We start from the raw sequence: 9,960 nt of genomic DNA, 5'->3' as shown, positions 1-9,960 counted from the left end.
TGAAAGCGGCTAGATCAGGCCTGACGCCGATGCGGCGAACAGTACGCCATCTACAGCCATCCCCATCGCCATCAGCGGACATGTCGCTGGAAGACGGGGTGGAGCTGGTACTGGAAGGGTCACTGTCAGGCATGCTTCAATTTTGAAGGCTAACGTGACCAAGCGCAAGAGGGGTGGTGCAGAATTCGTTCGCATGCTTGCGATCGAGGCCATTGTGAACGGCCGGGGAAAATGGCCGCCCGGCGATCCGGACGGCTGCACGGCGGCCTGATCAGGCCGCCAGGATGCGTGTGCTGTCGCTGTTGGCGACGACGGTCAGCAGGTCGCGGGTGCGCGATTCGGCGGCTTCGAAGAAGTCCGACATGTCGCTGTCGATCGTTGCCGAAAACCGTGCGGTTTCAGGGCCGCGGTTGGAATAGCCATGCGCCTGATCGGCCTCGATCCGGACGATATCGCCGGCGGTGGCTTCGAATTCTTCCAGGCCCTGGTCCGTCATCCGACGGATGATCAGACAGCCTTCGATGATGCGCAGGATCTCGGGGCTTTCGTGGCGATGAAGCGGCGTACGGCCGCCCGCGGGCACCGTGACGTCGAAGATGTTCAGCCAGGTTCCTTCAAGCCGCGTATGCCGCTCGAGCTGGCCTTCCGGCGCAAAGCCGGCCTGTGCGCCCTCGGGCGCATGGGTGTTTACAAATGAGTTGGACATGATGTCTCGCTTTTCTTTTTCTTAGCGGCGAGCGCGATAGACCTTTAGCCGGAGAATGGCAACCCGCTAAAATGCAAGGCTCCGATGCACATATCGGAACCCACGCAATCAGCGGGTTTTCAGCCGATCGATCACCGCATCGTGTTTGGCCGTTATGGGTTGGCCAGGATGCGTTTGGCGATTTCGTCGAGCGCCAGCGCGTTCTCCTTGATGATCGATGCAGCGATTTTTTCGAGCTCCGGGATGTTGTCGACAGAAGCGTCGTCCAGCGCATCGTTCTGTGCGTTCGTCAGCTGTTGATCGAGCCGGAAGTAATTGAGCGTTGGCGCATTTTGATTGGTCACGACCGTCGAGAATTTTAGCTTCGTTCCGGGCGGATTGAGCAGCTTGTTGGCCTGGTAGGATGCGGTGCTCGCCTGTCCCTGCATTAGGATCGAGATCAAGGGCGTGTGATGCGACACCTGCATCCAGCCGACGATGCCCCATTCCTTGGCTTCCTGATATTGGACGGGTCGATTCTGCTGACCGGTGCCGAGCGACAGGAAGACGAGCTCATCATCCTGCCACGCCTGCTTGCGTGCCTCCACATAGGCGGCAAGGATAGGATCGTTGGCGAAGACGCCGCCATCGATGAGGGCGATATGCTGCTTCTGGGGATCTGTTTCGCCAATGCGTTCGATCAGCGCCGGCGGGAAATAAGTCGGGGCGGCCGAGGTCGCGCGCGCCGCTTCCCAGAAGCGGAAATTGCTGTTTTCGGGGTCGGCGTTCGACATGAAGAGCGCGGCTCGGCTTTCGATATCGTAGGCAGTGATCACCACTTTCGACAGACCTTGGTCGAGCGTGGCTTTGCCGAGCCGTTTGCGCAGCTTCTCTTCCAGGGCGGATGGACCGTAGCGCGGATCGTTTATCCCGAACGGATTGAGGACCGCCGCCCCCAAGGGTTTCTTGAAGATATCGGCGCCTTCATCGGTATAGAGTTTCAGAAGCTCGGCCGGCGTGCACGCTGCCTTCTTCTTGTCATCAGGATGCGGGCAGGTCAGACCGGCGGCGATGATGCCTCCGGTGGAAGTGCCGACGATCATGTCGAACGCCTGGTGCAGCGGCAGCCCCTTCAACCGCTTGGCCAGAGCGACGAGAACGGCCGCTGGGATGATCCCGCGAATGCCGCCGCCATCGATCGAAAGAATAAAACGCTTTGCCATGCTCCCCTCCATGCCGGTTCATCCGGTTGAGGGAAGTATGTGACTTAAACTAAAGATTGCAACAAACTGAAACGCTCGCGCTGATTGAAGGCGGTTGTGCGCGTGTGCCTCACCGCACCCATGAGTTTCGCTGATACACCCATCGCCGCCGCTTAAGGCGCGCGCATGAATATTGCCGCTGACTCACCTGCCGCATGCCGTTTCTTGCTTAGCCTCCGCCGCGACATATTTCTCCTTGACCCCGTCCGCGCGCGGGGTTTTGTCTCCCTGCAATTGATTGAAGGAGAAACGCATGGCCGTCGATACATCGCCCCGTTCCAACACCTGGACCTATGTCGAGGGAGAGTGGCTGACCGGCAACCCGCCGTTGATCGGGCCGACTTCGCATGCCATGTGGCTGGCCTCCACCGTCTTCGACGGCGCCCGCTGGTTCGACGGCATCGCGCCGGATCTCGACCTGCATTGCGAGCGCATCAACCGCTCCGCCGTCAACATGGGCCTGAAGCCGGTCAAGACCGCCGAAGAGATCGAAGCGCTCGCCTGGGAAGGCATCAAGAAGTTCGACGGCAAGACGCCGATCTACATCAAGCCGATGTACTGGGGCGAGCATGGCTCTGCCGGCAGCGTCGTCACCGTCGATGGCGACAGCACGCGCTTCGCGCTCTGCCTGTTCGAAGCCCCGCTCGGCAACAACAAGCCGAACTCGCTCACCGTCTCGCCCTTCCGCCGCCCGTCGCCGGAGACCGCGATGACCGATGCCAAGGCCGGCTCGCTCTATCCGAACAGCGGCCGTGCGATCGCTGAAGCGAGAAGCCGCGGCTTTGACAACGCCCTGATGCGCGACATGAACGGCAATGTCGCCGAGACCGCGTCGTCCAACGTGTTCCTGGTGAAGGACGGCGTCGTCAAGACGCCTGTCGCCAATCGCACTTTCCTCGCCGGCATCACCCGCGCCCGCGTCATCGGCCTGCTTCGCCAGGCCGGCTTCGAGGTTCGCGAGGAGACGCTCTCGGTCGACGATTTCATGGCGGCCGACGAGATCTTCACCTCGGGCAACTACTCCAAGGTCGTCGGCGTCAACCGCCTCGACGGCCGCGAACTGCAGGAAGGCCCCGTCACCCGCAAGGCGCTCGAAATCTACATGAACTGGGCATTTGGTCGCAGCGCAAGCGACAGCTGATTGGGTGTAGAGGGAGGAGAGCGTGGCCCCCTCATCCCCGGCGCAACTTGTTGTGCCTGACCTGCCGGCACCTTCTCCCCGTCGGGGAGAAGGGAATGTGTCGCAACGTCGCCAATCCTCCTCTCCCCTCGGGGAGAGGGTGGCCGAGCGTAGCGGAGGCCGGGTGAGGGGGCCACACGCGCTACGTTGAAAGTCGTCATCACTCCCACCCCCACCTGGTCCCCCGCATCATGATCGTGCGCTCCCGCCCAACCCTCTTTCGCCTCTTCTTCATTCTCCGCGGCTCGATCATCAAGCGCGTCCTGCCGCAGATCATCCTCACCGCCGTGCTTTCCTCGCTGGTCGTGCTCTGTCACACCCTGTGGCCGGGCGTCCTGCCGGTCTTCAACGGCGCCCCCTTCGCGCTGCTCGGCATCGCGCTGTCGATCTTCCTCGGCTTCCGCAACAACGCCTGCTACGACCGCTGGTGGGAAGCGCGCCGGCAATGGGGCGTGATTGTCTTTTCCGCCCGCCACTTCGCCCGCCAGACCCTGATCCTCGAAACGATGTCAGGCGAAGCCGGAAAAGACGCCCGCAAACGCGTGCTGACGCTGGTCATCGCCTTCGTCCAGTCGCTGGTCCCGCACCTGCGCAGCGGCATCTCCCGCCACAAGGTTGAACGCCTGCTGCCGGATGATATCAACGCCCACTACGCCGCCAGCCGCAACCCGCCCGAAGCGCTGTCGCTCGAAATCGCCCGAGAACTCGCCGATCTCCGCGCCAAGGGCATGCTGACCGACATCAACTACCAGATGCTCGACCGCACCCTGGCCGATCTCACGCTCGCCCAGGCCTCCTGCGAGCGCATCCGCTGGACCCCGGTCCCCTTCGGCTACACGCTGCTCCTGCACCGCACGGCCCATCTCTTCTGTCTGATGCTGCCCTTCGGCTTCGACGACGTGCTCGGCTGGTTCATGCCCTTCGGCACCGCACTCGTCGCCTACACCTTCTTCGGCCTCGACGCGCTCGGCGACGAACTGGAAGAACCCTTCGGCAAGCAACCCAACGCACTCCCGATCGAGGCGATCGCCGATACGGTCGAGATCAATGTGCGCGAGGCCATGGGCGAGAGGGATTTGCCGCCGTTGCCGGTGGCGGTGGATTATTTGTTGATGTAGACGGACGTTTGCGGACGGATGGCGGCGCGAGGGGAAACTGCGTCGTTTCAAAGGGTTGCTGGTGGACGCCCCGCATTCCATCGTCATCCTCGGGCTCGTCCCGAGGATCTAAGCACGCCGCCACGGATGCAATCGTGCCGGTGCGCGCGACGGCAGCCCGGTAATGCCATCCCGTACACTGGTCGATCCACTGACGTCCAGCCCGTTGCCGCCTCGGCAGATCCTCGGGACAAGCCCGAGGATGACGCCGCGAGGGAAGAAAGCTCTGACGTCTCAATAACTTACCGGCATCGGCCAATTCTCCACCGTCATCCTCGGCCGTCGTGCCGAGGATCTAAGCACGTCTCCACGAATGCAACGGTGCGGCTTCTAGGGCAAACGTTGCCGCAAACACCGGCCGACGCCCTCGGTCGATCCACCCACGTCGAGCACACTGCTGCGTGCTTAGATCCTCGGGACAAGCCCGAGGAAGACGCCGAGAGTGTGGGCGCGTCGCCATTCCAACGGCTTACGAGCGGTCAGTCAGCGCCTGGACGCATCCCCCCTCGGTCGCACCATCCACGAATACGCCGCCCCGGCGATCAACAGCACGCAGGTGCCCAGAAACACCGCTCGCATGCCGATATGCCCGCCGACGAAGCCGCCGAGGATCGGGCCGGCGACCTGGCCGACATATTGTGAGGAGACCGACCAGCCGAGAATGCTGCCCGCCGCGCTGTCGGGGACGCTGTGGCGGATGACGGCGGAGATGCAGGGAAGCAGGCCGCCGAGCGCCACGCCCATCAGGAAGCGCAGCACGATCAGCTGCCAGGACGATGTGACGAAAGCCTGCGGGATCAGGAGCAGGCCGGCAATGCCTAGCGCGCCTGCGATGACGGGCCAGTGGCCGATCCTGTCCGCGAGCTTGCCCAGCCGCGAGGCCGAGAGGATGCTGCCGAGTGCGGCCGCCGACATGACGATGCCGGCGATGATGGTGACCCGCGCCGCGTCGTCCACCAGCTGCGCGACATAGACGGTGATGATCGGCTCGATCGACATGTTGGCGAGCATCAACAACATGCCGGTAAAGAGCATGGCGATGACGGGCCGCTTGTCCGGGATCGAGGCCCAGCCGCCGCTCTGCTTGGCGGCCTTCTTGCGGGCAGGGGACTTCTCCTCCTTGATGAGGAAGAGCGTGGCGAGAAAGGCGAGGAGGATCATCGCGCCGGCGGCGAGAAACGTGCCGCGAATGCCGATCAGGGGTGGCAGCACGCCGCCGATCAGCGGCCCGACCAGATTGCCCGCCATGATGCCTGAAGCCAGCGTCCCCAGCGCCCAGGCCGAACGGTCCTTCGGCGTCTGCGTCGCCACCAGCACCATCGAGCCAGACGAATAGCCTCCCGCCAGCCCGACGAAGAGCCGGAGCGCCACCAGCTGCCAGACATTTCCGGCCATGCCCATCAGCGAGATCGCCACCGTCATGCCCAGGCTTGCGCGCACCAGCATCAGCTTGCGCCCGTAGATATCGCCAAGCCGTCCCCACAGCGGCGCCACGAAGGCGGCGGCGAAGAAGGTGGCGCCATAGGCGATCCCCGACCACTGCACGATCGCGGCATGGTCGCTAACGCCGAGCTCCTCGACATAGAGCGGCAGGAAGGGAAGAAGCAGCGTCATCGCCACGATGGTCGTGAACGAGCCGACAAGCGAAACGGCCAGATTGCGTTTCCAATGGATCGAGCCTGGTTCGGCTGCGGCTGCATCCGCGGTCTTGTCACTCATGTCAGTGCCTTCTTCATCATCGATCGTCCATGCCGGAGATAAAGGTGGCGCTGATGTCGATCACAGGCCGGTCAGGCCCGGGCGAGGGCCGGGCGGGCAGATGAGGAAAGACAGGAGAGCCTTCCGTTTCCGGTGGCGCGCCATTGGTATAGCCTCGCTGCCGACAGGCCATCAAGGACGGATGAAGGGCCAATCGGTTCGCTCGACGTCGGATTCTCTCTGATCGGCCTCGCCTTTTCGCTGGGTAACCGCAGTTTCTGAAAGGAGGAGGATGACTGATATGACGGATGAAACCGACACCAAGCGCGAGAAAACGGTCCGCGCCCTCTACGCCGCCTATATCGACGGCCGCAGGGATATCGTCGCGACCATGCTGACGGAGGATTTCACCTTCTCCAGTCCGCGCGATGATCATATCGACCGCGACGTCTATTTCGCGCGCTGCTGGCCGACACCGCCACCCTTCCGCACGATGGAGATCGAGTATCTCGGCCTGTCAGGCGATGAGGTCGTGGTGCGCTACCGCGCCGTCAAACACGACGGCGGAGCGTTCCGCAATATGGAAACGCTCCGCTTCAGAGGCGACACGCTTGCCGCCGTGGAAGTCTATTTCGGCCGCGAGGACTGAGCCCTCACGCAAGCACCCGCCGCGCCTGTCCGCGCGAGACGAGAAAGGCCTGCGCAAGGCTACCGGCCGCGAATAGCACCACCCAGATCAGCAGGGCCGTCTGCACCGGCGGCGAATCCGGGCCGTTGCCGATCGGGTGCGAGGGCGGCAGCCGCGACAGGGTCTCGTTGATCCCCGGCACCCAGAGCAGGAAATAGGTGAAGGAGAAGCCGAGGTTCCTGAGATAGGGGATCAGCCGCCCAAGAAAGCCAAGCTTCGGCAGCGCGAGACAGATGGCAGAAACGAGAAGCACGATGATGGCAAGCGCATGCCCGGGATTGAAGCCGCCGGTGGACGAAAGCCCGAAGGCGCTGATGGCGGAAAGCGCCAGCGTTGCGAGGTAGACCTTGCCGACCGTCGTTTCGGGGCGAATGGCGCGGTACTTGGCGAAGCTGTAAAGCCCGGCGATGGCGGGGACGATGCTGATGGCGGTGTGGATCTCACCGAGAAGCGAAAGCGGATTGGCCATGTCTGTTTCCTTTTGTGGACCGACTAGTCGGTCGGTCTGATGGGTAAATGAGGGGCAAAGAGATGCGCATGCACGTCACGTCTGAGATGGAAGCGTTTTAGCCGGTCAGTCTCTGCAGCGCCGGCTGGGTAATGCTTGCATAGAGTTCCGCGTCGCCACCGGCGACCCGCGCCGCCAGCATCGCGCCATGCACGGTAGCGACGAGAATGCGGGCGCTGCGCTCCGCATCCTCGGCACTCGTCAGCTCGCCTTTCTGCAGCCCTTCGTCGATGAAGCCGGCGAGCCTTGCGATCAGCTCATCGAAATGCGCCTTCACCTGTTCTGCGACCTCGGGCGGCAGGCTCGGCAGTTCGGCGGCGAGAAGCGCTGCGATGCAGAAGGGTGCGTTGTTGTCGCGGATGCATTGTTCCCAGAAGCCGACATAGCCGGCAAGCCGCCTGTCGGCGCGGGGCTCATGCGCCGCCATCGCTCCCATCCCATCCTCTGTCGCCTGCCTGTAGCGGGCGACCACCGCCACCGCGAGATCGGCCTTGCCGGGAAAATGATGATGGATCGTCGCCTTGCCGACGCCAACCACGGCGGAGATATCGGCGTAGCTGAAGGCGTTGTAACCGCGTGTGACGATCAGCGCCTGCGCGGTGTCGAGAATGCGTGTGTGTGTATCCGAAGCCATGAGTGGATATCTACCGACTAGTTGGTCGGTCGTCAACGGGGCGCACGGAAACGTGACTGCGGGCTGAAGGTGGCATTGCCGGCAGCGCGGGGCAGGGCACACCGCCGGCGTGGACGCGGCATCGTCACGGACGCCGCCGCTGCCAACTCCCACCCGCCAAAGTCAATCCTCGTAAAGCTTCGATTTCTTCGACCATTTGCGCCAGGGATGCAGCTCATAATGCGGCATGTCCCAGCCGTCGCTAAAGTTACCATCCATGTTCCAGTCGATACCTGGACGCAACAGGAGCGTCTTGCCGTCGAGACCTTTCAGCCCAAGCTTTTCCGGCAGCGGCATGATCACTCCGTAGAGCCTGATGAAAGCCTCCTTGTCATTCCAGTCATAGGGTGCAGGAAACAGATCGAAGGCGATCGCCGGCACGTAGTTGTGAGCCGAGTCGCCAAAATGCACCTTCGCAAAACCGCCGTTGAAGGCCCGCTCCTGTGCATCGCGCCCGCGCGTCGAATCGAGCACCTTGAAATCGACCTCACGGATCGCCGTCTGGGCGATCGCCTGCAGATGCGGATGGCATTTCGCAAGGGCGGCAAGCGATGCGCTGCTGAAATGAAACATGACATCCTCCCGTGCCGCGCCATCTGGGGGCGGCGTCGGAAGGTTAGCGAAAGGGAGGTTGCGCGTACACAAATCGAGTGCAATCTTTGATTGCGAAAGGCGCGGACATATAGGCTGCAGATAACGGCGTGCGCGGCGCCTCACTCGTCCGGCAAGATCCCCATCCGCTCGGTCTCAAGTTCCGTGCCGAGCTCCACCGCCTTGGTCTTCTTGTCGTAGATGCAGAAGTAGCTGACGAAGCCGTTGGCGCCCTTCGGCTTGCCGGTCACCAGCGCCATGCCGAAATTCTCGCTGCCGAACGGATCGACGACCGCATGCGGCAGTTCCACCTGCGCGCGCGCCGCCATCTCGCATTTTCCCTGCACCTCGGCGGCGAAGTCCTGCCAGGCGTCGCCCGAGGAAGCCATGGCGGTGCCGCCCGCAGTCAGAAAAGCCGCGATGAAGACGGCTGCAAAGCCGATCGGGTGGAGCATAGGGTGCCCTGTAACGCCAAGCCTCATACTGAGCCCTCGCACATTTTTGGCCCTCGCGCCCACGCTTGGAAGGCCATGCCATAAAGCACTGTCATCATGATTGATTTGCGCCTTGCATGCCAAGCCCTTAGCGCGGTTAAATTTTCTTCCGCAGCGGTCTTTTTTGACATTTCGCAGGTTGCCTCACCAAGCTTGCGCTCCTATGTTCCCGCACACCTGCCGATTACGCAAACTATTGCCAAAAGGAGACGACCATGGCTTTTGAATTGCCTGAACTTCCCTACGATTACGAAGCGCTGCAGCCTTTCATGTCGAAGGAAACCCTGGAGTTCCACCACGACAAGCACCACAAGGCTTATGTCGACAACGGCAACAAGCTTGCGGCGGAAGCCGGTCTCGCCGACCTCTCGCTCGAAGAAGTCGTCAAGAAGTCCTTCGGCACCAATGCCGGCCTCTTCAACAACGCTGCCCAGCACTACAACCACGTCCATTTCTGGAAGTGGATGAAGAAGGGCGGCGGCGGCAACAAGCTGCCCTCGAAGCTCGAAGCGGCCATCAACTCCGATCTCGGCGGCTATGACAAGTTCAAGGCCGATTTCGTCGCTGCCGGCACCACCCAGTTCGGCTCCGGCTGGGCCTGGGTTTCCGTCAAGAACGGCAAGCTCGAAATCTCCAAGACCCCGAACGGCGAAAACCCGCTCGTCCACGGCGCCACCCCGATCCTCGGCGTCGACGTCTGGGAACACTCCTACTACATCGACTACCGCAACGCCCGTCCGAAGTACCTCGAAGCCTTCGTCGACAGCCTGATCAACTGGGACTACGTCCTGGAACGCTACGAAGCCGCAACCAAGTAAGCCGGTTTTGAGAGAGTGAAGAGAACACCCGGTGGAGACGCCGGGTGTTTTTGTTTTGTGGGGTGAGGGAGTGTGTCGCGGGCGTTGCGCCCGCAGCCCCCTCATCCGACCCTGCGGGCCACCTTCTCCCCGCGGGGGAGAAGGGGAGATGGAGCGAGCGGCCCACCCCGAGTCTCTTCTCCCCAACGGAAGCCGTTGCAAAATAC

General features: G+C 62.4%; 11 protein-coding genes. 4 read left to right on the top strand and 7 right to left on the bottom strand.

Features of this window, described 5'->3' with window-relative positions; genetic code table 11:
* Nucleotides 1-271 precede the first annotated feature (271 nt).
* Nucleotides 272-706 carry a cupin domain-containing protein gene (locus B3605_RS17485; protein WP_112944426.1) on the bottom strand — a complete coding sequence of 145 codons (435 nt, stop codon included), beginning with the start codon at nucleotides 704-706 and terminating at the stop codon, nucleotides 272-274.
* Between the two features lie 152 nt (nucleotides 707-858).
* Complete coding sequence (locus tag B3605_RS17480; protein ID WP_112944425.1) at nucleotides 859-1,908, bottom strand: patatin-like phospholipase family protein; 1,050 nt, start codon at nucleotides 1,906-1,908, stop codon at nucleotides 859-861.
* Nucleotides 1,909-2,200: 292 nt separating this feature from the next.
* Here B3605_RS17480 and B3605_RS17475 point away from each other — a divergent pair, with 292 nt between their 5' ends.
* Both B3605_RS17475 and B3605_RS17470 read left to right on the top strand, forming a co-directional pair.
* Nucleotides 2,201-3,088, top strand: a complete 888-nt coding sequence (locus B3605_RS17475; protein WP_112944424.1) for a branched-chain amino acid aminotransferase — start codon at nucleotides 2,201-2,203, stop codon at nucleotides 3,086-3,088.
* 230 nt (nucleotides 3,089-3,318) lie between these two features.
* A complete protein-coding gene (locus B3605_RS17470) occupies nucleotides 3,319-4,245 on the top strand; it encodes a bestrophin family protein (protein WP_112944423.1) in 927 nt (308 codons plus the stop codon).
* 522 nt (nucleotides 4,246-4,767) lie between these two features.
* Here the strand turns inward: B3605_RS17470 and B3605_RS17465 are convergent.
* Nucleotides 4,768-6,003 carry an MFS transporter gene (locus B3605_RS17465; RefSeq protein WP_296435259.1) on the bottom strand — a complete coding sequence of 412 codons (1,236 nt, stop codon included), beginning with the start codon at nucleotides 6,001-6,003 and terminating at the stop codon, nucleotides 4,768-4,770.
* Nucleotides 6,004-6,283: 280 nt separating this feature from the next.
* Here B3605_RS17465 and B3605_RS17460 point away from each other — a divergent pair, with 280 nt between their 5' ends.
* Nucleotides 6,284-6,631, top strand: coding sequence for a nuclear transport factor 2 family protein (locus B3605_RS17460; RefSeq protein ID WP_409457220.1), 348 nt, complete (start codon nucleotides 6,284-6,286; stop codon nucleotides 6,629-6,631).
* Nucleotides 6,632-6,635: 4 nt separating this feature from the next.
* On the opposite strand, the gene B3605_RS17455 is transcribed toward B3605_RS17460, so the two are convergent.
* From B3605_RS17455 to B3605_RS17440, 4 genes are all read right to left on the bottom strand, one after another.
* Complete coding sequence (locus tag B3605_RS17455; RefSeq protein WP_112944420.1) at nucleotides 6,636-7,139, bottom strand: hypothetical protein; 504 nt, start codon at nucleotides 7,137-7,139, stop codon at nucleotides 6,636-6,638.
* A 97-nt stretch (nucleotides 7,140-7,236) separates the two neighbouring features.
* Nucleotides 7,237-7,812: a TetR/AcrR family transcriptional regulator gene (locus B3605_RS17450; protein WP_112973503.1), complete on the bottom strand. Its 576-nt coding sequence runs from the start codon at nucleotides 7,810-7,812 to the stop codon at nucleotides 7,237-7,239.
* A 162-nt stretch (nucleotides 7,813-7,974) separates the two neighbouring features.
* Nucleotides 7,975-8,424, bottom strand: a complete 450-nt coding sequence (locus B3605_RS17445; protein ID WP_112944418.1) for a hypothetical protein — start codon at nucleotides 8,422-8,424, stop codon at nucleotides 7,975-7,977.
* A gap of 140 nt (nucleotides 8,425-8,564) precedes the next feature.
* Complete coding sequence (locus B3605_RS17440; protein ID WP_112944417.1) at nucleotides 8,565-8,897, bottom strand: hypothetical protein; 333 nt, start codon at nucleotides 8,895-8,897, stop codon at nucleotides 8,565-8,567.
* A gap of 254 nt (nucleotides 8,898-9,151) precedes the next feature.
* On the opposite strand from B3605_RS17440, the gene B3605_RS17435 reads away from it, so the two are divergent.
* A complete protein-coding gene (locus B3605_RS17435) occupies nucleotides 9,152-9,754 on the top strand; it encodes a superoxide dismutase (RefSeq protein WP_037180608.1) in 603 nt (200 codons plus the stop codon).
* Nucleotides 9,755-9,960: the final 206 nt, after the last annotated feature.

This window comes from Rhizobium sp. UBA1881, assembly GCF_002338015.1.
Taxonomy (GTDB): Bacteria; Pseudomonadota; Alphaproteobacteria; order Rhizobiales; family Rhizobiaceae; genus Rhizobium.
The sequence above is the reverse complement of the archived record's forward strand: the minus strand, read 5'-3'. Positions and strand labels throughout refer to the sequence as shown.